Raw genomic sequence first — 23,612 nt, 5'->3', positions numbered from 1 at the left:
GAACAATCTGTAAAGAACTTTATGAGAACATTTGAGAACAAAAGCGGTTAACCGACCGAGATCAGCTGTATCGCCTGATCCTGTTTCATCAGATAAAGCAGTGCTCGCGCCGCTTGCCCCCGGTCAGAGGTAAGCGTCGGGTCATCCAGCAAGAGCTTGCGCGCATCATCCTGTGCCAGCGCCATCAAACTGGCCTGACGCTCCAGATCAGCGATCTGAAAGCGCGGCAATCCCGACTGTGCGGTGCCCAACACGTCTCCAGCTCCGCGCATTTCCAGATCGACCTCGGAAATGCGAAACCCGTCTTCGGTTTCACGCAAGGTCGTAAGCCGTTTCAGCCCGGTTTCAGACAGCGGCGGTTGGTAGAGCAACAGGCAGGTCGACGCTGCTGCCCCGCGCCCCACACGGCCGCGAAGCTGATGCAACTGGGCCAAACCAAAGGTCTCGGCCCGTTCAATGACCATGATCGACGCGTTGGGCACATTCACCCCTACCTCGATCACTGTTGTCGCCACCAGAACACCGGTTTGTCCTGACACGAAACGCGCCATTGCTGCGTCTTTCTCGGCAGGCGGCATCTGGCCATGCACAAGCCCAACCACCCCTTCTCCCAACGTTGCACGGAGGCGCTTGAACCGCTCTTCTGCGGCTGTCAGGTCGGACAATTCGCTTTCGTCTACCAAAGGGCAGACCCAATAGGCCTGCCGCCCCTCGGCCACCGCTTGCCGCAACCGCTCGATCACGCCGTCCATCTGTTCATTCGACAAGAGCGCGGTTTTTACCGGTGTTCGGCCGGGCGGCTTTTCGTCTAGCACCGAAACATCCATGTCGCCATACTGGGCCAGCGCCAAAGACCGGGGGATCGGTGTTGCCGTCATGACCAACACGTCAACCGCCATGCCTTTGCGACCCAGTTCAAGCCGTTGCCGCACGCCAAAACGGTGCTGTTCGTCAATGATCGCCAATCGCAAGTCAGAGAATTCAACGTCTTTCTGAAACACCGCATGGGTGCCCACAAGGATCTGGATATCACCGCGCTGCAAAGCCGCCAGTTTCGCTTTACGCTCTGCGCCTTTGTCGCGCCCCGTCAGCAACTCTAAAACCACGCCTGCATCCTCGGCCAAGGGCTGCAAGCCTTCCAGATGCTGCCGCGCGAGGATTTCCGTCGGGGCCATCATCACACCTTGCCCGCCCGCCTCGACCGCGGTGAGCAGCGCCATAAAGGCGACAAGCGTTTTGCCTGACCCGACATCGCCCTGAAGCAAGCGGTTCATGCGGTGCGGGCTGGCCAAGTCATCTGTGATTTCGTCAATCGCACGCATCTGCGCGCCGGTGGGCCGGTACGGAAGCGCGGTCATCACCTTGTGTCGCAATTTGCCGTTGCCCGACGATGCAATTCCCGGCTTTGCGCGTTTCTGCGCACGCGCCAAAGCGAGTGTCAATTGATGCGCCATCAATTCGTCATAGGCCAACCGTCGCCGCGCCGGGCTGTCGAGCGACAGCGCGCCCATGCCGTCGGGTGCATGGGCGGCGCGCATCGCCGTGTTCCAGCTTGGCCAGTCTTCCCGCTCTATCAAGCGCGCATCGACCCATTCCTCCAAGTCGGGCGCGCGGGTCAAAGCGTCAGTTGCCGCCTTGAACATGGTCTTTTGCGTGATCCCGGCAGTGAGCGGATATACCGGTTCGAATTCTGGCAAGGTGCCCGCTTCGTCTGGCAACAGCACATGATCGGGATGCACCATCTGCGCCATGCCGTCGAAAAATTCGACCTTGCCAGACACAATGCGGCGCGCGCCGAAAGGCAGGATTTTCGCCACGTAATCACCACGCGCGTGAAAGAACACGATCTGAAACGCGGTCTTCGCATCTTCGACCTGTACCCGGTAAGCGCCGCCTTTGTTGCGCGGCGGGCGGTGGGCGCCGATGTCGACCTCAACGGTCAGGGTTGCGGGCAAATCCGTCCCGTTGACCGTATCGCGCAGGCGGCGGTCGACCACCGAATGGGGCAGCGTGTAAAGCAGATCTCGCGGCACCTCGATGCCCATCTGGCCCAACGTTTCGGCAGTTTTGGGACCCACACCCTTTAGCCCGCTGAGTGCGCTGAAAAGCGGAAACAAGATTTCCGGCCTGCCGCTCATGCGCCCTCGATCAGGTCAAACCAGCCATCTTCATCGATAATCTGCACGCCAAGATCGCGTGCCTTGGTCTCCTTTGACCCCGCACCCGGCCCGGCAACCAGCAGGTCTGTTTTGGCCGATACCGACCCAGACACCTTGGCCCCCAGCGATTCAGCACGTGCCTTGGCCTCGGCGCGGGTCATGCGCTCGAGTGAGCCGGTGAAAACGACGGTTTTCCCAGCGACCGGGCTGCCTTCGGTTTGTGGGCGTTCGGCCTCTTGCACGTCCAGATGCGCCACCAAACGATTGATTGACGCGCGTTCAGCGCCTTGCGCAAAGCTTGAGACCAGCGATGTTGCGACCACTTTGCCAATTCCGTCGATGCCTATCAGGCCGTCCCACGCATCGTTTTCGGGATCATGAGCGGCGTCGATGGCGGTATGAAACGCGTCCCACGTGACATAAGACCGGGCGAGCAAGTTTGCGACCACTTCCCCCACATGTCGAATGCCCAACGAAAAGATCAGACGTCCCATGGGAATGCTGCGTTTTTCGTCAATGGCGTCAAAAAGGTTCTGCGCCGATTTCTCGCCCCAGCCCTCGCGGTTCTTGAGCTGTTGCATACCGCTGCCATAACGGTCGCGGAGCGTGAAAATGTCAGCGGGTTCCTTAATCCAGCCGTCGTTGTAGAACTGTTCCACCTGTTTTGCCCCCAAACCTTCGATATCGAACGCGGCGCGTGACACGAAATGTTTGAGCTTCTCCACCGCCTGCGCCGGGCATATCAGGCCACCGCTACACCGGCGAACTGCATCACCCTCTTCGCGGATCGCCTCGGACCCACATTCAGGGCAAAGCGTTGGGAAATCATAGGGTTGCGCATCGTCAGGCCGTTTTTTGAGGTCCACATCCGCCACTTTCGGGATCACGTCCCCCGCGCGGTAGACCTGCACCCAGTCCCCCACACGAATATCCTTGCCGCTCCGGATCGGCGCACCATTGGCATCGCGCCCGGCGATATAGTCTTCGTTGTGCAGGGTGGCGTTCGAAACCACGACGCCGCCCACCGTGACGGGCGTAAGCCGCGCCACCGGGCTGAGCGCACCTGTGCGGCCAACCTGAATGTCGATCGATTCCAGACGTGTCCACGCCAGTTCGGCAGGAAACTTGTGCGCGATCGCCCAGCGGGGCGTGGTCGAGCGGAAACCGAGGCGTGATTGATACCCAAGATCGTCAACTTTGTAGACCACGCCGTCGATGTCATACCCCAATGTGGCGCGCTGTTCTTCGATGGTTTTATAATGCGCGATCATTTCGCCGGGGCCATCACAGCGTTGAGTCAGCGGATTGGTTTGAAAGCCAAGCTCTTGCATCCGATGGATCGCACCAGTCTGCGTTTCCGCCAAAGGTGCACTGAGCGCCCCCCATGAATACGCGAAAAAGCGCAACGGACGGTCTTTGGTGATGGTGGCATCGAGTTGGCGAAGCGACCCGGCGGCCGCATTGCGCGGGTTGGCAAAGGTCTTGGCCCCTTTGGCAGACTGCCGGTCGTTCAGGTCTGCAAAATCGGCATGGCTCATATACACTTCGCCGCGGATTTCGAGGATGTCGGGCGCACCGCTCAGCGTTTCGGGAATGTCGTCGATGGTGCGGGCATTAGCGGTGACGTTTTCGCCGGTGGCCCCATCACCCCGTGTGGCGGCTTGCACCAGTTTGCCATTCTCATATCGCAAGGACAAAGACAGCCCGTCGATCTTTGGCTCTGCGGTATACGCCAGTGGGTCGGTTTCACTAAGGCCCAGATACCGGCGAATGCTCTGGTCAAAACTGCTGATGTCGTCGTCTTCGAACGCATTCGAAAGCGACATCATCCGCACTTCGTGCCGGACCTTTGAAAAGCCGTCCGCAACCGGCGCGCCGACCTGTTCGCTTGGGCTATCCGTCCGTTTCAGGTTTGGAAAGCGCGTTTCGATTTCAGCATTGCGGCGTTTGAGACGGTCATAGTCTGCATCCGACAAGTCAGGATCGTCTTCGGTGTGATAGGCTGTGTTCGCCTCGGCCAGGATACTGGCCAGGCGTTCGAGTTCAACGCGGGCATCCGCCTCTGACAGGTCTTTGACCGCAATCTCCTGCTCTGCCATGTGCCCCCCTTGGCCTCAAGTCTTGGACAGAGTGATAGGCCCGGGGGTGCACAGCGTCCAGATTTGAAAAGACGATTCTGTGCAGAACCTGCAACTTGACGTCAGCAAGGCAGCGGCAAGCCCCCAATCAACAGAGACAAGCCGTCAATCACACACGCTGCTACGCGCCAATGGCAATGCGCGCGTCTTCATCCACTTCGGGATCGCGCAGCACGTAACCACGGCCCCAAACGGTCTCGATATGGCTGCCATCGCCGGTCGCTTCAGAGAGTTTCTTGCGCAATTTACAAATGAACACGTCAATGATCTTGAGTTCTGGTTCATCCATGCCGCCATAGAGATGGTTCAGAAACATTTCTTTCGTCAGGGTTGTCCCTTTCCGCAGGCTAAGCAGTTCGAGCATTTGGTATTCCTTACCCGTCAGGTGCACCGTGTTGCCGCGGACCTGCACGGTTTTTGCGTCGAGATTGACCTCAACCTTCCCGGTGCGGATGATCGACTGGGAATGCCCCTTGGAACGCCGGATAATCGCGTGGATCCGCGCGATCAGTTCTTCGCGATGGAACGGTTTGGTCAGATAATCATCTGCCCCAAAACCAAAGCCCCTGATCTTGTCTTCGCTGGCATCGTTGCCCGAAAGGATCAGGATCGGCGTTTCGATACGCGCGAGCCGCAATTGCCGCAAAACATCCAAGCCATTCATATCTGGCAAGTTCAAATCAAGAAGGATCAAATCGTAGTCATACAGCTTGGCCAGATCGATGCCTTCTTCCCCAAGATCGGTGGAATAGACATTCAAATTGGCATTGCCCAACATCAATTCGATGCTTTTCGACGTCGTCGGGTCGTCTTCGACCAAGAGTACGCGCATCAAGTTTCTCCGCAATGTCAGTGTCCGGCAATCGGGACACTGGCGTGAAAAGGTTAACCTTACGTTAGCATGGCAGATTGACTGCAAACAACTTAAGATTGAATTAACGCGCTGCCCTCACCGGTATCGCTGTACCGCTGTTGCTTTTAGAGCGTCGCGGCCGTGCAACATCGAAGCGGCGATCCAGGCATCAAGTTCTTCTTCGCTCAGCTCATACCGAGAAAGCGCCTCTTGCTTCGAGATAAGGTGGTGCAACACCGCATCCACCACCACCGCCTTGCGCGAGGCAACCCAGCGATAGGTGTTGGGCGGTGGCAGATCGGCATGCGACAGAATTGTGCCATCCGTCAAAGTGACCGTGCGGGGGCCGTTCGCTTTTTTCAGATACATGTTCCAGCCCTTTCCAAGCCCTGAATTCCTGCTTATGGGCACCTTTGCGACATCACCCTTAATGTGACGTGAAGCCAAGGGTTGAGAGTATGTCGGATTTACCTATATTTTGCGCGATCACCCCTACCCTGTCCGGAGACACCCCAATGGCCCTCGATGCGCCGATCCTCAATTCGCTTGGTTTTGCTAAGCCGCCCTCGGAGACCCGCGTGGTTGTGGCGATGTCGGGTGGCGTGGACAGTTCCGTGGTGGCCGCTCAATTGGCCGAAGAAGGCTATGACGTGGTCGGTGTGACGCTGCAGCTTTATGATCACGGGGCGGCCCTGGCCAAAAAAGGCGCTTGCTGCGCCGGGATCGACATTCACGATGCGCGCCGCGTGGCCGAGGATATGGGTTTCCCCCATTACGTGCTGGACTACGAGAACATCTTCAAGGACGCCGTGATTGACGAATTTGCCGACAGCTACCTTGCCGGCGCAACACCTGTGCCCTGCATTCGTTGCAATGAGCGGGTGAAGTTCAAAGATCTGCTGGAAACCGCCAAAGACCTTGAGGCCGATTGCATGGCGACCGGACATTACATCCAGCGCAAAATGGGTGAGTACGGACCCGAGTTGCATAGCGCCGAAGATGCAAATCGCGATCAAAGCTATTTCCTGTTCTCGACCACACCCGAACAGTTGAATTACCTGCGCTTTCCTCTGGGCCATTTGCCGTCCAAGGACGCCACCCGCGAATTGGCGGCGCGCTATGGTTTGCAAGTGGCGGACAAACCCGACAGTCAGGACATCTGTTTCGTGCCGAATGGCAACTATGCCAGCGTAATCGAAAAGCTGCGCCCCGGCGCTGCGGAACCGGGCGAGATCGTGCATGCTGATGGCCGCGTTCTGGGCACGCATGACGGTGTGATCCATTACACTATCGGGCAGCGGCGCGGTCTTGGTATCGGCGGGCTGAGCGATCCGCTCTACGTGGTCAAGCTGGATGTGGATACCAAGCAGGTGATCGTCGGCCCCAAAGACATGCTGTCCACCCGTACCATCCCAGTGCGCGAGATCAATTGGCTTGGTGATGTTGACTTTACCAGCCAGCCCGAGTGGCATGTGTCGGTCAAAGTGCGGTCTACCCGCCCACCGCGCGAGGCTATCATTCGACCGCTTTCGGAAACCGAAGCCGAGGTCGAATTGCTGACACCCGAAGAAGGCGTGTCACCCGGTCAAGCCTGCGTGTTCTACCAAACTGAAGGAAGCCGTATCCTGGGCGGTGGCTGGATCTGGCGCGGCTGAACCGCGTCAGGGATCAGGGAAACACTGGTAGGTGTCCCACTGGCCCAAAACAGTCATGCCGGTCTCATAGATATCAACGATCTCGGAATCGCGGCCAAAGACAAAGCGGATAGACCCTAGCTTTCCGGCGATGCAAAACGGTTTGTCCGCCGTACCTTCCTGAAATTGCTTCCACGTGGCGTCGATGACCACGGAATTCTGGGCGTTTCCGTTGTTCACGATCGTAAAATAGTGATCGCTTCCCCCCGCTGGTTTCACCATGACAGCTTTGGCGTTCTCACCTTGGGCAACGAGATAGCGGGCCACTTCATCAGCGGCGACGAAACACAGACCGCGCAAACCACCTGTATCGAATGTGAGACGCGCGTAATCCGTGCCTCCGCCACAGCCCATTGCACTATCCATGCGTTTCTTTGCGCATTGGACCAAAGCCAACCCAACCGCATCATCAAGCCTCGTCGATGGAACCGCGGCAGGCATCAAAGCACCGACATCCTGATCGCGCCAAACGGGGTGAACGGTAGAGGTTGCAAGAAGGCTGGGCATGGCAGATCTCCTTTTTTGAAATCGGGGGGCGCCACGCCTTGTGGAGCCGCCGCAAGATCGTGTTGAAAGATGCTACTGTTCACAAGCTGATCCGTCGAGACATTCATCAGAGGGCTTTTCATTGCGTCCGGCTGACGTTTCGCAGAGAGTGAGATCACATCTGTCCTTGAACCGATCTCGTATGCCGCCAGCCGATCCCAGCCACATCATGTGTATCGTGCCAAAGCTTGGTGCGAATGTTGGGGGTGGGAAGGTCAATGCAGTGTTCAAACGCATGAACCTGCTGGCAGATCGCCCAAACACGCGAGTGACGTTGCTCAACCTGCAACACAGCTGCAATCAAAAGATCGCCTTTGCCGATCTGGTGCACAGCGGGTTGCTTTCCGACCGTATCGCACATCGCTCCATCCACGAACTTTGTGTGCCAGAAAGCAGTGTTACTGCCGTGGCCGAAACCACCCTACCCAGCTGGGACGATCAGAAAACCGCTGAAGGTAAGAAAACACGGATCACCTATTTCAAACACGGCACACCGGTGATGCGTGACAGTCTCGAACCCACTGTCGCCGGCACCCTGACGGTGCGGCGTATTCTCGGAGACACGGATCAGGACATCCGGCTGAAATATCTAAACGATGATCTTGTCGAATCCCGCGTACAACTTGGCGAAGGTCTGGTTGAAAAGACTGCGTTTTCTGATGGCGCGCCCCGGTGCCGGACCCGGCGCGAACATGGTGCTTTGCTCTGGATTCGGGATTTTGGGCTTGATCGAACGTTTAATGACGACACTGCACATCACCGAATGCTGGTTGCGCAGTTCTTTCCCGAAGACAGTATCGTGTTCATAGACGGTGTCACTTCAGCTTATCTGCAAAGACCGATCAAGGCGAAAAAGGTTTTGTTTCTGCATGCCGATCATCGCAACCCATCCGGCAAAATCGTACCGCGGTCGCGCAGTTTGATTGAAGCGTTCGACGGCGACGCGATTGTAACCGCGACCCGGGCACATAAGGAACGGCTTGAAGAAGACATCAACAACCGCGCGCCGATCCGGGTGATCCCGCATTACACCGAAGTGACCAATACCAACTGCGAGAAACCGGCCCACATCTGCACCGTGTCGCGGCTTGAGTTGACGGGAAAGCCGATCCACCAATGCATTGAAGCCTTTACCCGCATCATGCACCAGATCCCGGACTGCAATTACTTGATCTACGGGTCAGGTCTTGGCCAAGCGCGGTTGCAGCAGTTGATCGACCACCATAATTGCGGCGACCGTGTCATGCTGATGGGCCACACGGCAAACCCGGCGCAAGTGTTCAGCCAATCACTGTTTTCGCTGGCCCCAACATTGACCGAAGGCTTTGGCCTTGCACTGCTCGAAGCGCTGACCTGCGGCTGCCCGGTGATCAGCTATGACGTCGACTATGGCCCCCGTGAAATGATCACACCCGGACACAATGGCGAACTGGTGCAACCCGGCGATATCGACGCCATAGCAGCGGCCATCCTCAAGGTGCACACCGACCGCAACCGTTATGCAGGGGCAAGCCAAGCTTCGGTTAAAGACTATTCCTTTGACACCTACAAATCGCGCTATTTCAAGCTGATCGATGATCTAGAGATGAACCGGTTTTCGTTTGATATCACCGCACGTGACCTCAAGGCCGAAACCCTGCGGGCGCTCGAAAAGGCCCCGCCGCAGTATCGGGACAGGTTGCTGGATCTCTATATACACCAATGTCACCACAACCGCGATTTGGGCGGGATGTATGACGGCTTTCAGCAAAAGATCACGATGCATCCCAAAGACCAGCGCCCGGTGATCCGCTGCATTTGGCTTAGCCGAAGGTTGGGGCGATTAACCGAGTGCCGCGCACTTCTGGATCGTTTTGCGCAACGGTTCCCGAACCATCATGCACAATTCATAACGCAATATCCGGATTTCCTTGAACTCGCGGATGCGGTCGACGGGCTGGCCTAAGCGCAACCCATCTGGTGAGCCATCACAGGTTGCACTTGTCCCGCATAAAGGCCAATGCCACCTGCAACCCGTCTGGTGCAATGCCATGCGCCGTGCCCTTCATGATATGGGCAAACACGTCTTCCCACCCTGCGTTCTGCAACGCCTCGGCTGCCTCGGGCAGCGATTGAGGAGGCACGACATCGTCTTGGTCGCCGTGCACCAGAAGGATCGGAAAGCGGCTGACCACCTCATCGACCAGTAGCTCTGGCTCAAGCAACCGTCCCGAAAACGCCACCATCCCGGCAATCGGATCTTCGCGGCGTGGCGCCACATGAAGACCCATCATCGTACCTTGGCTGAAACCAAACAGCACAACCTGTTCCGGCAGCAAGTCCTCATCCACCATTAACGCATCAAGAAAGGCGTTCAAGTCATTGACTGCACTGGCCATTCCGGACATCGATTCTTCTTCGGACGACCCATCAATCCAAGGGATTGGGAACCATTGAAATCCAAACGGCGCCCCGGCACAGGCTTCGGGCGCATCGGGTGCCACGAACAGAGTATCCGGCAGATGTTCGCCCAACGGATCGGCGAGCCCCAAAAGGTCGGCGCCATTGGCCCCATAGCCATGCAAGAACACCACCGCAGAGCGGGTTTCACCGGATACCGGTTCCTTGCGTTCGGCGTTCAAAACCCGTGTCATGCGATCCCCTCTCGGTCTTTTGCAACGTGGTAGTAGGCCCAGAGCGCGCGCGCCGCAACCGATCTCCATGGGCTCCAGGCCTCGGCCATTGTCCGCAGCAGTTTCTCCTTGGGGCGTTCTGGCAGATCGAACAGCATTCGAGCGCTTTCCTGCAAGGCCAGATCACCCGGCGCAAAGACATCTGCCCGCCCCAATGAAAACATCGCGTAGATCTCGGCGGTCCAGACACCGATCCCGGTTACGGCAGTCAGTGTCTTGATCACCTCGTCATTCGGCGCGTGGCGCAGCGCGTCATAGTCGATGCCCGCCTCGGCCAATGCACAGGCATAACGCGCCTTCTGACGGCTAAGACCCAGCTCGCGCAGCCCGTCCTGATCAAAGCGCAACACGGCGTCTGGCGTTACCGCACCAGCGGTCTCAAGCTTTGCCCAGATGGCCCGCGCTGACGCGACACTGACCTGCTGACTGACAATCGCACTCAGCAATTGCGCGAACCCATCCGGCCTGCGCCGTAACGGCAACGGACCGGTCTGCTCCAATACGTCGGCAAATCGCGGTTCGGCTTTGGCCAGCCACTCCGCACCTTCCAGCACGCAGTCGTCCGTTTCGATCAGGCGTCCAACCACAGAAGTTCCTCAATCCAATCCATTGCGGCCGCGACTGACGTGACCACGGGTCCCGACACAAAACGCGGTCGCGCCACCATGTAAACCGGCAATCCCAATGCACGAGCAGCTGCGATCTTGGGCCAACCACCCGGCCCACCTGCATTGCGGGTGAGCACCGCGTCGATCCGAAACTTGCGCATAAGAGCGATTTCCTGCCTGACGGTGAAAGGCGCTGTGCCATGCAAAAAGCGACCGTATTTCAGTGGACAGGCGTCGTTATGTTCAGTCAACTGACGAACGAATAGATAGGCATGGCGCAGCGCCTTTAACTCTTGCAACGCAGGCCGTCCCAGCGTGACCAGAACCTTGGCCCCTGCAGGAATGGCATGCGCCGCATCACGCACAAACCGCAGATCAATCCATTGATCCTGACGCGTCGGACGCCATTCGGGGCGCGCCAATGTCAAATGCGCAAGGCCCGTCTTTGCAGCTATCCGCGAGCCCAAGTTTAACGTGTCCACATCGCAGGGATGCGGAGCCACCACCAGCGCAGACGCAGTTCCCATTGCCTCGTCCAGACGCATCGGATCCGATCCACCCTGTCCGGTCACGCGATCTTTTGCCGGCAACCAAAGCTGAGCCCAATCCCCCAGCCGCGCAGCCAAATCGCGCGCTTCAGCCGACCCACCAAGGATCGTCACTGTTCTGGAACCAGCCGAATTCGAGCCGTCGAAATCCCGCATCATCAATCGCTCAGAAATTCGCGAGGCAAAGCGCCACGCGTGCGCGGTCACACTTGCAGGAAATGGAATTTGGACCTAACGCTGCTTTCATGAGCACAATTGACCACGCCACACCCGACGACGCCACAGAAAATCGACGCGCCAAGCGCAACGTCTTCGTTCTGGTTCTCGCCCAAGCCATTCTAGGCTCACAAATGCCGATGCTGTTTACAGTTGGCGGCTTGGCCGGGCAGTCATTGGCCTCAAACATCTGTTTCGCCACCTTGCCGATTTCCCTGATCGTACTTGGGTCGATGACAACGGCCACGCCGATTTCCGCCTTCATGCAGAAATTCGGACGGCGCGCCGGGTTTGCTGTGGGTGCGATGGGCGGCGCGCTGGGCGGCGCGATTGGTGCTTACGGTCTTTATATCGCGTCGTTCCCGGTCTTCCTTGTCGGCAGCTTTTTGACCGGCATCTATATGTCGGCGCAAGGGTTTTACCGCTTTGCCGCCGCCGATACTGCCACGGATGAATTCCGCCCCAAAGCGATTTCTTATGTGATGGCGGGCGGATTGGCCGCCGCGGTGATCGGGCCACAGTTGGTCAAGGCAACTGCAGATTCCTATGTGGTTCCGTTCTTGGGCACCTATTTCGCGGTGATCATACTGAATATCGTCGGCTCCGCGCTGTTTCTGTTCCTCGATATCCCAAAGCCCAAAGCTCCGCACGCAGACGACCCAAAGGGCCGCACCCGGTTAGAGCTGTTGAAGACCCCGCGCATCGCTGTCGCGATCATTTGTGCGATGGTCACCTATGCGCTTATGAACCTCGTCATGACCTCCACTCCGCTGGCCGTAGTTGGGTGCGGGTTTACAGCCAACACGGCCGCTGACATCGTGTCAGCGCATGTTTTGGCGATGTTCATTCCATCCTTCTTTACAGGCCATTTGATCGTACGCTTCGGCGTCGAAAAGATCGTCGCGACCGGGCTGCTCATTCTGGCCGCGGCTGGCGCAGTCGCTCTGCAAGGAGTTGATATCGCGAACTTTTATGTTGCTTTGATCCTACTTGGTTTCGGTTGGAACTTTGGCTTTATCGGCGCAACCGCAATGCTGACCGCAGCCCACGAGCCGCACGAGCGCGGCCGCGTGCAGGGCATGAACGATGTGTTGGTCTTTGGTGGCGTGACCGTAGCCTCGCTAGCCTCGGGCGGCCTGCTCAATTGCTCCGGCGGCACCCCGGTCGAAGGCTGGAGCGCGGTGAACATGGCAATGGCCCCGTTCCTGATGCTCGCCGGTGGCGCATTGATCTGGCTGATGCTGCGACCCAAGGAAGAAACCGTCTGACCGCTAAAAAGCAAGCTATTTTGGACAACAAGCTGTAACGAATCATTTACGGATTTGTCTCATTACGGCAGGCACCCTCCACCAGAATGGTGTCTGCCATGGTTCGAAACCTTTTTCTTTTCCTGCTCTTTCCGCTTTCTGCAGGCTGCCAACACTATGACAAAGCCGCACATTTCACTGCCGGCGCAATGGTTTCGCATATCGTGACGCAAGAAACCGGCAATCCGGCCGCAGGCTGTCTGGCCGCGATTGGTATCGGTGTCTCAAAAGAGCTTGTCGATGACGTCGCCGACCCGGCCGATGTGTTGGCCACAGGGGTGGGATGCAGCTTTGGTTTGGCGTTTTAGCTTACCACCACCCTGTCGCGGCCTGCCACATCAGACGCGCTTTCTTGGCAGCCTCTGATGTGCCCAGCGTGCCGTCTACCACGCGCCGCGGATCGGATTTCGCCTGTTTAAGGATCGGTCCCGCCTGCCATGCTGCCAACGCGATGGGGCGTGCCTGTGTCGGGACACTTGCACGCGCGCGCCGGGATTTTACCAAACGGTCAAATCCGGTCGCAGCCAGATCACGCACCGCCTCTGGTCTACCATCCACCAAGGGCCAACGCCCCTGCCGTTCCAACTCTGGCACAGCCCGCAGGAACTGGGCCAGACCAGCCGCATAGCCAAGATCTGTCAGCGCATCCGGCATTGACCCGCTCAGGGCTTGGGACGCGGCGCGCAGCAAGGACGCCGCCGTGTCTTCGATATATTTTGAAAATGCCGCATGATCTTCAAACGGATCGCGATAAACGTCCCACAGCCGCGCCTGCACAGCCTTTTGCAACTGCCGCGCAGCCGTCGCATCCAGCACATGCGCAAGCGAGGTTACAACCTCGTGCCGCCGCACAAGACCGCCTGTTGCAATCTCGTCCAAAGCGTCGGTCCACCACTGCAATCGCATCTCGGCGATGATGGCTTCCTGTGTCACCCATGGCGCACGGGACACTTCGACGTTGAAGGCATAAATCGGAAACAGCACTTTACGCACCTCAACCGGGGCAGCCATCGTCGCTGCGAACCTGTCGGGATCACCCCGTTCGACCAATTGCGCACAAGCGATCAGATCGGCGTCAAAGCTCATGCAGACTGCGCATCCCGCACCAGTTTCCAGCGCACTGCATCCAGCAGCGCCTCGAACGAGGCGTCGATGATATTTGCGCTGACACCAACGGTGGACCAACGCCGTCCCTGCCCGTCCTCGCTGTCGATGATGACGCGGGTCACGGCCTCGGTTCCGCCTTGGGTGATGCGCACCTTGAAGTCGACAAGCCGCATGTCGTCGATCATGTCCTGATAGGGACCAAGGTCTTTGGCCAGCGCCTTGAAAAGCGCGTTTACCGGGCCACGGTCGTTGCCCAGATCGTCCATTGATTCACTGACCGACAGCTTCTTTTCGGTGCCGACCTTGACCACGACAACTGCCTCGGAATGCGAAATCATCTTGTTGTATTTGTTTTTCCGCCGCTCCACCGTCACCCGGTAGCGTTTGACCTCGAAGAATTCAGGCAGTTGCCCCAATTCATCACGTGCCAACAGCTCAAAACTCGCCTGCGCGGTATCGTAGGAATAGCCTTCGGATTCCCGCGCCTTGATCCGGTCAAGAATACGGGCCAGCGCCGGGTCTTTATCCGCGATGGTGATCCCTGCTTCAGACAGACGGCGGCGCAGATTGGACTGGCCCGCCTGATTGGACATCGGGATCACCCGGCGATTGCCCACTTGCGCCGGGTCAATATGTTCGTAGGTCGTGGGATCCTTGAGGATCGCGCTGGCGTGTAATCCGGCCTTGTGCGCAAAGGCAGACGATCCAACATAGGCCGCTTGTTTCAATGGCACACGGTTGAGGATTTCATCCAGCATGCGGCTGATCTGGGTCATTCCTTCAAGCGCATCTTGCGTCACACCCGTTTCATAGCGGCTGGCGTAAGGTTCCTTGAGCAGCAATGTCGGGATCAGTGCGGTCAGGTTCGCGTTGCCGCAGCGTTCGCCCAGCCCGTTAAGCGTGCCCTGAATCTGACACGCCCCGGCATCGACAGCGGCCAATGTGGCGGCGACAGCCATTTCGGTATCATTGTGGGTATGGATACCGACATGGTCGCCGGGGATGCCACTTTCGATCACAGTTCTGGTGATCTGGCTCACTTCCGACGGCAGTGCCCCCCCGTTGGTGTCGCACAGAACGACCCACCGCGCTCCAGCGTCATAGGCAGCGTGCAAACAGGTTAACGCATAGTCGGGATTGGCCTTGTAGCCGTCGAAAAAGTGTTCGGCGTCAAAGAGCGCCTCGCGACCCTGCGTCACGATATGCGCTATCGAGGCGCGAATGTTCTGGACGTTTTCGTCGAGGGTGATGCCAAGCGCGGCGGTCACATGGAAATCATGGGTTTTGCCCACCAGACAGACCGCCTTGGTGTCCGCGTTCATCACGGCGGCCAGTACGTCGTCATTTTCTGCCGAGCGGCCCACGCGTTTGGTCATGCCAAATGCGGTAACGGTGGCTTTGGTATGTCCAACTTCATCGAAAAAGGCGCTGTCAGTGGGATTTGCCCCAGGCCAGCCACCTTCGATATAGTCGATGCCAATGGCGTCAAGCGCCTCAACGATGCGGTGTTTCTCGGGCGTCGAGAATTGCACGCCCTGCGTCTGCTGCCCGTCGCGCAGCGTGGTGTCGTATAGGGTCAGGCTGGTTTTGGTCATCGGGGTATCCGGGCGATAAGGGGCGCGCCCGACCCTGGGTGGGCGCATCTGTCGTTCGAGCGGTACGAGGCAGCGTCACACGCATTCCGCTGGTTCGGTGCGAGCCGGTAGCCAAGGCGCCCTCCCGTGGGGAGGGTCGGGCGCGGCCCGGCGTGCCGCCGGGCTGAGTGGTTCCACTGGAGTGCATTCATTTTGAAGCAACACTTTCAAGTGGTGCCAAATGGAAATCCGCTTCGCGCTTGTAAACGATTTCACCGCCCTTTTCGAAGCGAACCGAAACACCTGCCTCTTTGAAGGCATCGCGAATTTCATCTGATCGAATATAGTTCTTCTCTTCGCGAGCCCGTTGCATTTCTTGGATTAACGCTTCGATCAAAGGTCGTACCGTTTCACCCTCAACTAAACGGTCGAAAACGTCAGCGTTAGTTTCACTCAGAGCCAGTTCCAAAGATAGGAATTTCAAGGCAGATTTGAGGTCTCCATATTCACCACTGTTACTGATCCTATGTAGCTCAGCGATCGCGCCGGGAGTGTTGAGATCATTCGATAGCATCTCGACTAGCTTTGAAGGTATAGTGTCAGATGCTTTGACGTCTTTTGTGAAAAGCGCCCATTTTTCCAAGGTATCTTTGGCTTGCTCAGCTTTCTCAGCAGTCCAATCCATTGGCTTACGATAGTGTGTCGAGAGGAAGACAAACCGGATCACTTCACCCGGTACTTTCCAACCACCGCTCCAATTGCCGTCCAGCAAATCCCGCACGGTGAAGAAATTGCCCAGGCTTTTCGACATCTTCTTGCCCTCGACCTGCAACATCTCGTTGTGTAGCCAGTAGCGGGCAAAGCCATGGCCTGCGCATTTAGACTGCGCGATCTCGTTCTCGTGGTGCGGGAACATCAGGTCATTGCCGCCGCCGTGGATGTCAAACGTATCGCCCAACAACTCGTGCGCCATGGCAGAGCATTCGATGTGCCAGCCGGGGCGGCCTCGACCCCACGGGCTGTCCCATCCAGGCAGATCATCGGTTGACGGCTTCCAGAGCACAAAATCCATCGGATTGCGCTTGTAGGGCGCCACCTCGACCCGCGCACCGGCGATCATGTCGTCTACCGACCGACCGGACAGTTTGCCGTAGCCTTCGGGCCAGCTATCGACCGCGAAGAGCGCATGACCCTCGGCGGCATAGGCGTGGCCTTTGGCGATCAGGTCTTCGATGAACGCGATCATCTGGTCGATATATTGGGTCGCGCGGGGTTCATGATCGGGACGCAGCGCACCAAGCGCGTCCATGTCGGCGTGATACCAGCTGATCGTCTCGTCCGAGCGTTCGCGGATCAGATCTTCAAGCATTCCGTCCGCCCCTGCCGCGCGGCGCTTTTGCGCCGTCTCGTTGATCCGATCGTCAACGTCGGTGAAGTTGCGCACATACGTGACGTGATCCGCACCATAGACATGGCGCAGCAGACGGTAGAGCACGTCGAACACGATCACCGGGCGCGCATTGCCCAGATGCGCACGGTCATAGACGGTGGGCCCGCAGACATACATCCGTACGTTATTCGGATCGAGAGGGGTGAATTCCTCTTTGGTGCGGGTGGCGGTGTTGGTCAGCCAGATGGTCATGGATGCTCCTCGCGGGCCGGGATTGCGGCGGGAGTAGCAACTTCATCTCATGATTGGAATAGAAGACCGGCCCACCAAATGGATTAGCGGATAATGCAGCAAATGGATGTTGAGATACGGCTCATGAGGCCTGCTTAGCTGGCGCGTGTGCAAACGGTCAAGAATTTTGCGCCAAGCCGTTTCGAAACATCTTGCGTCACAGCGGTTCGATCTGGACTTTCGGGCACCCGCTCTGGCAGGACGGAAGCACAATTATCGGAGAGACCCATGCCAGCCTTGTCACATCGCATCACGACCCTCAATGGAGACGGATCAGACGGCTGGGACGTGTTCTACCGTGCCCGCGCCATGGTCGAGGCCGGACAGGACGTGATCGAGCTGACCATCGGTGAGCATGACATAGGCACCGATCCATCGATCCTGAAAGCGATGTACCAAAGCGCCATGGGTGGACATACCGGCTATGCCATGGTGCCCGGAGTGAACGCCTTGCGCGACGAGGTTGCGGCACGGGTTCAGGCGCAGTCTGGTGTGCCGACACGGCGTGAGAACGTGTTGATCACCCCCGGCGGTCAGGCAGGCTTGTTCGCGGCGCATATGGCGGTCTGCGAACCCGGCGATGTGGCACTGTACATTGATCCCTATTACGCGACCTATCCCGGCCTTGTACGGTCTGCAGGTGCGGTGCCGCGCACGGTGGCCACACGGTCTTCGAACGGGTTTCTGCCAGAGCGGGACGCACTCGAAGCCGCGTGTGATGGAGCGGCATCGCTTTTGATCAACACACCGAACAATCCAACTGGCGCGGTCTATCCACGTGACACCTTGCAGACCATCGCAGACGTAGTGACGGCACATGACATGTGGCTGATCTCAGACGAGGTGTATGATACGCAGATTTGGGACGGTGCCCATGTGTCGCCGCGCGCCCTGCCCGGCATGGTTGAGCGCACTTTGGTGATCGGGTCCATGTCCAAGAGCCACGCGATGACCGGAAGCCGGATAGGCTGGATCATCGGGCCTGAGTCGGCCATCGAAGCCCTGGTCGATTTGGCGACCAACACCACCTATGGCGTGCCCGGATACATTCAGGATGCCGCCCTGTTTGGTCTACAGGCCGGAGCGGAATTGGAGTCCGAGGTCGCAGCCCCTTTCCTGCGGCGGCGGGCAATTGCCGAAACGGTTTTGGCCACGCAACACGTGGTCCGCATGATCCCTGCGCAAGGGGCGATGTACGTCATGCTGGATGTTCGGGACACGGGACTATCGGGCGAAGCGTTCGCCAATGCGCTGCTTGATGCGGAACGGATTGCCGTGATGCCCGGCGAAAGCTTTGGTGCGTCGGCAGCTGGGCACATCCGTGTCGCAATGACCGTCAGCGATGACCGCTTTGAGGCGGCGTTGCGGACGCTGTGTGGCTTTGCAGCCGGGCTTGCGACGGCTGCGTAATGGCCGAGCCGGTCTCATCTATTCGCAACCTTGGACCGGCGATGGATGACGCTTGCGCCAAAGCAGGCATTGGATCGGCAGACGCTCTTCGGGCGCTGGGCGCGGACGAGGCATATCGCCAGTTGTTGCTGTCAGGCATGCGACCGCATTTCATCGGCTACTATGTGCTGGTTATGGGATTGCAGGGACGCCCGTGGAACGACTGCAAGGGCGAAGAGAAAAAAGCGCTGCGCTTGAAATTCGACGCGATCAAGGCCGAGATCGCCAGCTGCGCCGATGCGGCACCAGCCGGGATCGAACGGTTTCTGGACGAGATCGGGGTTGGGACAAAAAGATAGGCCGGGCAAATGCCCGGCCTAAACACGTGTCAGTCATGGAACGGCGGCTTAGCCGACCAGTTCAAGACCCGAGAAAAAGAACGCAATTTCTTCAGCAGCTGTTTCCGGTGCATCAGAGCCGTGAACCGAGTTCTCGCCGACGGATTCAGCGAACTCAGCACGGATGGTGCCCGGTGCTGCGTCTGCAGGGTTGGTTGCGCCCATGACTTCGCGGTTCTTGGCAATTGCGCCTTCACCTTCGAGCACCTGAACGACAACTGGCTCGGATGCCATGAATTCGCACAGTTCGTCATAGAACGGGCGTTCAGCGTGCACAGCATAGAACTGGCCCGCCTGTGCCTTTGTCAGGTGGATGCGCTTTTGTGCGACGATGCGCAGGCCCGCGTCTTCGAACTTGGCGTTGATCTTGCCAGTCAGGTTGCGGCGGGTGGCGTCAGGTTTGATGATCGAGAATGTGCGTTCGAGGGCCATTTGGTCGCTCCGTGGTTTGGTTTGTGTTTGGAGCGCCGGTTAGCATGGGGTTCTGTCGTTGGAAAGCCCTTGGAAGGCCTTTCGTATCCGTGCTGCGCAGGCATTTGAGGGTTCCACCCTAAAACCCCCAAAGTATTTTTTGCCCAAAGAAACCAAGAGCGCTGGTCTGTTGCCTTGGGCGTTGGTAAGGGCGTGCCATGTTGAAGATTGAAGATATCACTTACGCCGTCGATGGACGCGCATTGTTCGAGGGCGCATCCGCGACCATTCCCGATGGGCACAAGGTTGGTTTGGTTGGGCCGAACGGCGCTGGCAAGACCACGCTCTTTCGATTGATCCGGGGCGAGCTTGCTTTGGAGGGCGGCGCTATTTCGGTGCCGCGCGGTGCGCGGATTGGCGGAGTGAGCCAGGAAGTGCCGGGATCGTCAGTGTCGCTGATCGACACTGTTCTGGAAGCTGATACCGAGCGCGCGGCCCTGATGGCCGAGGCCGAAACCGCGACCGATGGTGCGCGGATTGCGGAAGTGCAGACGCGATTGGCCGATATCGACGCATGGTCGGCCGAGGCACGGGCGGCTGCCATCCTAAAGGGTTTGGGATTTGACGATGCAGAGCAGCAGATGCCCTGTTCGGCATTTTCAGGTGGCTGGCGGATGCGGGTGGCATTGGCCGGCGTACTGTTTTCGCAGCCTGACCTGTTGCTGCTGGATGAGCCGACCAACTATCTTGACCTTGAAGGTGCGCTTTGGCTGGAAAGCTATCTGGCGAAATACCCTTATACGGTGATTGTGATCAGCCACGACCGGGGGCTTTTGAATCGCGCCGTAGGGTCGATCCTGCATCTCGAAGAGCGGCAACTGACCTATTACCAGGGCCCATACGACCAGTTCGCGCGGCAGCGTGCCGAACGGCGGGCACAAGCGGCGGCGGTTGCCAAAAAGCAGCAGGCGCGCGTCGCGCATCTTCAGAGCTTTGTCGACCGGTTCCGCGCAAAGGCCAGCAAGGCCAAACAGGCGCAATCGCGCCTCAAGATGATCGAACGGATGGACATGGTCAGTGCCCCCGAAGAGATCGCCAAGCGGATTTTCACCTTTCCACAACCTGACGAATTATCGCCGCCGATCATCCGGGTCGAGAACGGCGTTACCGGTTATGGTGAGACCGAAGTGTTACGCAAGCTGGACTTGAGGATCGACCAGGACGATCGCATCGCGCTTTTGGGTAAGAATGGTCAGGGCAAATCGACTTTAGCCAAGTTGCTTTCAGACCGTCTGCCTTTGATGGCGGGGCGGATTACGCGGTCGTCCAAGCTGCGCATCGGGTTCTTTGCACAGCATCAGGTGGACGAGCTCCATGTCGACGAGACACCGTTGGACCACTTGCGGCGGGCGCGGCCCAACGAGATGCCGACACGGCACCGGGCACGGCTGGCTGGCTTTGGTCTGATGGCAGCACAAGCGGATACTGTTGTGGGCAAACTGTCTGGTGGGCAAAAGGCGCGCCTGTCGCTTTTGTTGGCCACGCTGGACGCGCCGCATTTGCTGATTCTTGACGAGCCGACGAACCACCTCGATATCGAAAGCCGTGAAGCGTTGGTCGAAGCGCTGACCGCCTATTCTGGCGCAGTCATTCTGGTAAGCCACGACATGCATCTATTGTCGATGGTGGCCGACCGGTTGTGGCTGGTCAAGGATGGCAACGTTACGCCTTATGAGGATGATCTGGACGATTACCGCGCCATGCTTTTGGCCTCGGATAAGCCGGCCAAGGCGGAAAAACCCAAACCAGCGCGCCCTGCCCGGCCCGACCGTGACGCGATTCTGGCGCTCAAGGCCAAAGTTCGCAAATGCGAGGCGCGGGTCGAAAAGATCGAAACCATGCGCGAAACACTGGCCAAAAAGCTTGCCGATCCGGCACTGTACGAAACTGCTCGCAAGGGTGAGCTTGACACCTGGAACAAGAAATACGCCGAGGTGATGGACGGCCTGCACCGCGCCGAAACGCTTTGGGAAGCCGCATTGGAAAAGCTGGATACGGCTCAGAACGGCTAATACGTACTGGGCTTGCGCGGCTTGGCCAAACATGGTTGAGCCATGGGCATGGACACAGCATTTCTCATATCCGCGTTTGTGACGCTTTTCGTTGTCATCGATCCAATTGGCCTGACACCGGTGTTCATCGCGTTGACACCCGGTCTGACGGTGAAGCAACGGCGCGCAATTGCGATCCGGGCGACGGTCATCGCGGCAGGGTTGCTGTTTCTCTTTGCGTTTCTCGGAGAACAGGTGCTGGGCTTCATCGGAATTTCAATGCCCGCGTTTCGTATCGCCGGCGGTATCTTGTTGTTCCTGACGGCGCTGGACATGCTGTTCGAACGGCGTACCAAGCGGCGTGAGGACAAAGTTGATGTGGATGATGTGCCCGATCCATCGGTCTTTCCCATCGCCATTCCGCTAATTGCCGGACCGGGCGCGATTGCATCGATCATACTGCTGGTGGGTCAGGCTGAGGGCCCACTGGGCATGGCTTCGGTCCTTGGTGTCATGGTCTGCGTTCTGTCGATCGTCTTCCTGCTGTTCCTGAGCGCTTCTTTGATCGAACGCGCGCTTGGTAAGACCGGGATCGTGGTTGTGACACGGCTGCTGGGCATGCTGCTGGCCGCGCTGTCGGTTCAGTTTGTTCTGGACGGAATTCGCGGGTTCGGACTTGCCTTGGGCGGTTGAGCCCTACCCTACACAATCGCAACGCGCCGACCTACATACACTTCAGTGGTGTTAAGGAGCGACAATGACCGAAATGGAGTACGGCAATCTGGCCTATCTTGTGCTGCTTGGGGCGGTGCTGGTCTTTTGGTTTTTCGTCCAGAACCGGCAAAGCCTGAACAAGACCTTGCAGCAAGGCGCGGTTTGGGGGCTGATCTTTCTGGGCGTGATTGCTGCCGTGGGTCTGTGGGGTGACATCCGTCAAACCGTGCAGCCGCAACAGCTTGTCATGGAAGATGCTGGCCGGATCGAGGTGCCGCGCGGGCCGGATGGGCATTATTACCTGACACTCGACATCAACGATGCACCGGTACGGTTTGTGGTCGATACGGGCGCGACCAGTATGGTGTTGACGCAAGCCGATGCAGCACGTGTCGGGCTGCGCGATGAGGACGTGATCTTTTACTCTGAGGCGATGACAGCCAATGGCCCAGTGCGCACCGCCCCGGTTCGGCTTGAGGATGTGGCACTTGGACCGTTCCATGATCGCGATGTGCGGGCTTTTGTGAACGAAGGAGAGATGACCAAATCTCTTTTGGGTATGGAGTATCTCAATCGTTTCGCACGGTTGGAAATCAACAACGGCCGCCTCATACTGGAACGTTAGCGCGCCGCTTTTTCTGGGGGGTTGGCTGCTGCAAAAGCTTGGGCTACGGTCCCACCTGTACTGACGAAGAGTTATCCATGCGCCACTCGCTGCCACTCGCGCCGCAGTTCTATGTTACCGCACCACAGCCGTGCCCGTATCTTCCGGGCCGGATGGAGCGGAAGCTATTTACCGCGTTGCAGGGCGAGGCTGCGGACAAGCTGAACAATAGCCTGTCCAAACAGGGATTCCGCCGGTCACAAAACGTGTTGTACCGTCCGTCGTGTTCGGATTGTTCGGCCTGCCTGTCGGCGCGTATTTCGGTCGCACATTTCCGTCCATCGCGCAGCCAGAAGCGGACGATCAAACGTAACGCACATCTCCGGCGGCACGCCACCAGCGCCTGGGCCACTGAAGATCAGTATGATTTGTTCCGCACCTATCTGGATGCCAGACATGCCGATGGCGGTATGGCGGACATGGATGTGTTTGATTTTGCCGCGATGGTCGAGGAAACGCCGATACGGTCACGGGTGATTGAATACACCAATGACGAAACCAAGCAGCTTGATGCGGTATGCCTGACGGATGTGCTCGATGATGGGTTGAGCATGGTCTATTCGTTCTATTCCCCGGATGTCCCGGCGCAAAGCCTTGGCACTTACATGATCCTTGATCATATTGAGATCGCCCGCGAAGCTGGCCTGCCCTATGTCTATCTTGGGTATTGGGTGCCCGGCAGTGCCAAGATGGGATATAAAGCGTCCTTTTCGGGGCTAGAGCTGTATCGCCACGGAGGCTGGGAGCCGTTCCAAAAGCCTGACAGCTATTCAGCCGACACTCATCCGATGTCGACCGACCCGATTGCCGAACAGGTTGCCAATATCTCGTTGCCCGACCTGCGCAGCTAACTCAGGGCTGCGTGCCTGGGCCACTCTCTTG

General features: G+C 58.2%; 22 protein-coding genes. 10 read left to right on the top strand and 12 right to left on the bottom strand.

All coding sequences use genetic code 11. From position 1 onward, the window contains the following. Nucleotides 1-47: 47 nt before the first annotated feature. The 4 genes from recG to sciP all read right to left on the bottom strand — a co-directional run bounded on the left by recG (nt 48) and on the right by sciP (nt 5,519). Nucleotides 48-2,138: an ATP-dependent DNA helicase RecG gene (gene recG / locus ACTG4M_RS03380; RefSeq protein WP_439122222.1), complete on the bottom strand. Its 2,091-nt coding sequence runs from the start codon at nt 2,136-2,138 to the stop codon at nt 48-50. Beyond that, nucleotides 2,135-4,258 (bottom strand): NAD-dependent DNA ligase LigA, encoded by a 2,124-nt coding sequence (ligA, locus tag ACTG4M_RS03375; RefSeq protein WP_439122221.1) that lies wholly within the window; start codon nt 4,256-4,258, stop codon nt 2,135-2,137. The genes recG and ligA overlap by 4 nt, the downstream gene beginning before the upstream one ends. A gap of 160 nt (nt 4,259-4,418) precedes the next feature. Further along, on the bottom strand, nt 4,419-5,129 hold the full coding sequence (gene ctrA, locus ACTG4M_RS03370; protein WP_439122220.1) for a response regulator transcription factor CtrA: 711 nt from the start codon (nt 5,127-5,129) through the stop codon (nt 4,419-4,421). A gap of 117 nt (nt 5,130-5,246) precedes the next feature. Beyond that, nucleotides 5,247-5,519, bottom strand: coding sequence for a CtrA inhibitor SciP (gene sciP, locus ACTG4M_RS03365; protein ID WP_439122219.1), 273 nt, complete (start codon nt 5,517-5,519; stop codon nt 5,247-5,249). Nucleotides 5,520-5,665: 146 nt separating this feature from the next. Between sciP and mnmA the strand changes: the two genes are divergently transcribed. Then, nucleotides 5,666-6,805 (top strand): tRNA 2-thiouridine(34) synthase MnmA, encoded by a 1,140-nt coding sequence (gene mnmA / locus ACTG4M_RS03360; protein WP_439122257.1) that lies wholly within the window; start codon nt 5,666-5,668, stop codon nt 6,803-6,805. Between the two features lie 6 nt (nt 6,806-6,811). Here mnmA and ACTG4M_RS03355 read toward each other — a convergent pair whose 3' ends face one another. Beyond that, nucleotides 6,812-7,351, bottom strand: a complete 540-nt coding sequence (locus ACTG4M_RS03355) for a hypothetical protein (RefSeq protein WP_439122218.1) — start codon at nt 7,349-7,351, stop codon at nt 6,812-6,814. A 181-nt stretch (nt 7,352-7,532) separates the two neighbouring features. Between ACTG4M_RS03355 and ACTG4M_RS03350 the strand changes: the two genes are divergently transcribed. Then, nucleotides 7,533-9,335 carry a glycosyltransferase gene (locus ACTG4M_RS03350; protein WP_439122217.1) on the top strand — a complete coding sequence of 601 codons (1,803 nt, stop codon included), beginning with the start codon at nt 7,533-7,535 and terminating at the stop codon, nt 9,333-9,335. A gap of 22 nt (nt 9,336-9,357) precedes the next feature. On the opposite strand, the gene ACTG4M_RS03345 is transcribed toward ACTG4M_RS03350, so the two are convergent. From ACTG4M_RS03345 to ACTG4M_RS03335, 3 genes are read right to left on the bottom strand one after another with little or no spacing between them, the layout of a single operon-like run. Continuing rightward, the gene (locus ACTG4M_RS03345) at nt 9,358-10,023 is read right to left on the bottom strand and encodes an alpha/beta hydrolase (protein ID WP_439122216.1); all 666 of its coding nucleotides are present in this window, start codon (nt 10,021-10,023) and stop codon (nt 9,358-9,360) included. Further along, nucleotides 10,020-10,649 carry a DNA-3-methyladenine glycosylase family protein gene (locus tag ACTG4M_RS03340; protein WP_439122215.1) on the bottom strand — a complete coding sequence of 210 codons (630 nt, stop codon included), beginning with the start codon at nt 10,647-10,649 and terminating at the stop codon, nt 10,020-10,022. Before ACTG4M_RS03340 ends, ACTG4M_RS03345 begins: the two co-directional genes overlap by 4 nt. Next, nucleotides 10,634-11,377 carry a precorrin-6A/cobalt-precorrin-6A reductase gene (locus tag ACTG4M_RS03335; protein ID WP_439122214.1) on the bottom strand — a complete coding sequence of 248 codons (744 nt, stop codon included), beginning with the start codon at nt 11,375-11,377 and terminating at the stop codon, nt 10,634-10,636. Before ACTG4M_RS03335 ends, ACTG4M_RS03340 begins: the two co-directional genes overlap by 16 nt. Nucleotides 11,378-11,463: 86 nt before the next feature. On the opposite strand from ACTG4M_RS03335, the gene ACTG4M_RS03330 reads away from it, so the two are divergent. Beyond that, on the top strand, nt 11,464-12,702 hold the full coding sequence (locus ACTG4M_RS03330) for an MFS transporter (protein ID WP_439122213.1): 1,239 nt from the start codon (nt 11,464-11,466) through the stop codon (nt 12,700-12,702). 98 nt (nt 12,703-12,800) lie between these two features. After that, nucleotides 12,801-13,049, top strand: a complete 249-nt coding sequence (locus ACTG4M_RS03325; RefSeq protein WP_439122212.1) for a hypothetical protein — start codon at nt 12,801-12,803, stop codon at nt 13,047-13,049. Between the two features lies 1 nt (nt 13,050). On the opposite strand, the gene ACTG4M_RS03320 is transcribed toward ACTG4M_RS03325, so the two are convergent. From ACTG4M_RS03320 to cysS, 3 genes are all read right to left on the bottom strand, one after another. Further along, a complete protein-coding gene (locus ACTG4M_RS03320) occupies nt 13,051-13,827 on the bottom strand; it encodes a squalene/phytoene synthase family protein (RefSeq protein ID WP_439122211.1) in 777 nt (258 codons plus the stop codon). Then, nucleotides 13,824-15,443, bottom strand: a complete 1,620-nt coding sequence (gene cimA / locus ACTG4M_RS03315; protein ID WP_439122210.1) for a citramalate synthase — start codon at nt 15,441-15,443, stop codon at nt 13,824-13,826. Before cimA ends, ACTG4M_RS03320 begins: the two co-directional genes overlap by 4 nt. A 187-nt stretch (nt 15,444-15,630) precedes the next feature. Further along, nucleotides 15,631-17,064 (bottom strand): cysteine--tRNA ligase, encoded by a 1,434-nt coding sequence (gene cysS / locus ACTG4M_RS03310; protein WP_439122209.1) that lies wholly within the window; start codon nt 17,062-17,064, stop codon nt 15,631-15,633. Nucleotides 17,065-17,331: 267 nt separating this feature from the next. On the opposite strand from cysS, the gene ACTG4M_RS03305 reads away from it, so the two are divergent. Together ACTG4M_RS03305 and ACTG4M_RS03300 are read left to right on the top strand one after the other, a co-directional pair. Continuing rightward, nucleotides 17,332-18,513 carry a pyridoxal phosphate-dependent aminotransferase gene (locus ACTG4M_RS03305; RefSeq protein ID WP_439122208.1) on the top strand — a complete coding sequence of 394 codons (1,182 nt, stop codon included), beginning with the start codon at nt 17,332-17,334 and terminating at the stop codon, nt 18,511-18,513. Continuing rightward, nucleotides 18,513-18,851 (top strand): TfoX/Sxy family DNA transformation protein, encoded by a 339-nt coding sequence (locus ACTG4M_RS03300; protein ID WP_439122207.1) that lies wholly within the window; start codon nt 18,513-18,515, stop codon nt 18,849-18,851. The genes ACTG4M_RS03305 and ACTG4M_RS03300 overlap by 1 nt, the downstream gene beginning before the upstream one ends. Before the next feature lie 48 nt (nt 18,852-18,899). Here ACTG4M_RS03300 and ndk read toward each other — a convergent pair whose 3' ends face one another. Next, on the bottom strand, nt 18,900-19,322 hold the full coding sequence (gene ndk / locus ACTG4M_RS03295) for a nucleoside-diphosphate kinase (protein ID WP_439122206.1): 423 nt from the start codon (nt 19,320-19,322) through the stop codon (nt 18,900-18,902). A 197-nt stretch (nt 19,323-19,519) separates the two neighbouring features. On the opposite strand from ndk, the gene ACTG4M_RS03290 reads away from it, so the two are divergent. The 4 genes from ACTG4M_RS03290 to ACTG4M_RS03275 all read left to right on the top strand — a co-directional run bounded on the left by ACTG4M_RS03290 (nt 19,520) and on the right by ACTG4M_RS03275 (nt 23,581). Continuing rightward, on the top strand, nt 19,520-21,373 hold the full coding sequence (locus tag ACTG4M_RS03290) for an ABC-F family ATP-binding cassette domain-containing protein (RefSeq protein ID WP_439122205.1): 1,854 nt from the start codon (nt 19,520-19,522) through the stop codon (nt 21,371-21,373). A gap of 48 nt (nt 21,374-21,421) precedes the next feature. Next, nucleotides 21,422-22,045, top strand: coding sequence for a MarC family protein (locus ACTG4M_RS03285; RefSeq protein ID WP_439122204.1), 624 nt, complete (start codon nt 21,422-21,424; stop codon nt 22,043-22,045). A 64-nt stretch (nt 22,046-22,109) separates the two neighbouring features. Further along, a complete protein-coding gene (locus ACTG4M_RS03280; RefSeq protein ID WP_439122203.1) occupies nt 22,110-22,691 on the top strand; it encodes a retropepsin-like aspartic protease family protein in 582 nt (193 codons plus the stop codon). Nucleotides 22,692-22,768: 77 nt separating this feature from the next. Continuing rightward, nucleotides 22,769-23,581, top strand: coding sequence for an arginyltransferase (locus tag ACTG4M_RS03275; protein WP_439122202.1), 813 nt, complete (start codon nt 22,769-22,771; stop codon nt 23,579-23,581). The last annotated feature ends 31 nt before the right edge of the window (nt 23,582-23,612 follow it).

Source organism: Marivita sp., assembly GCF_965656765.1.
Taxonomy (GTDB): Bacteria; Pseudomonadota; Alphaproteobacteria; order Rhodobacterales; family Rhodobacteraceae; genus Marivita.
Note: the sequence above shows the minus strand (reverse complement) of the source record. Positions and strands in the feature narration are given on the sequence as shown.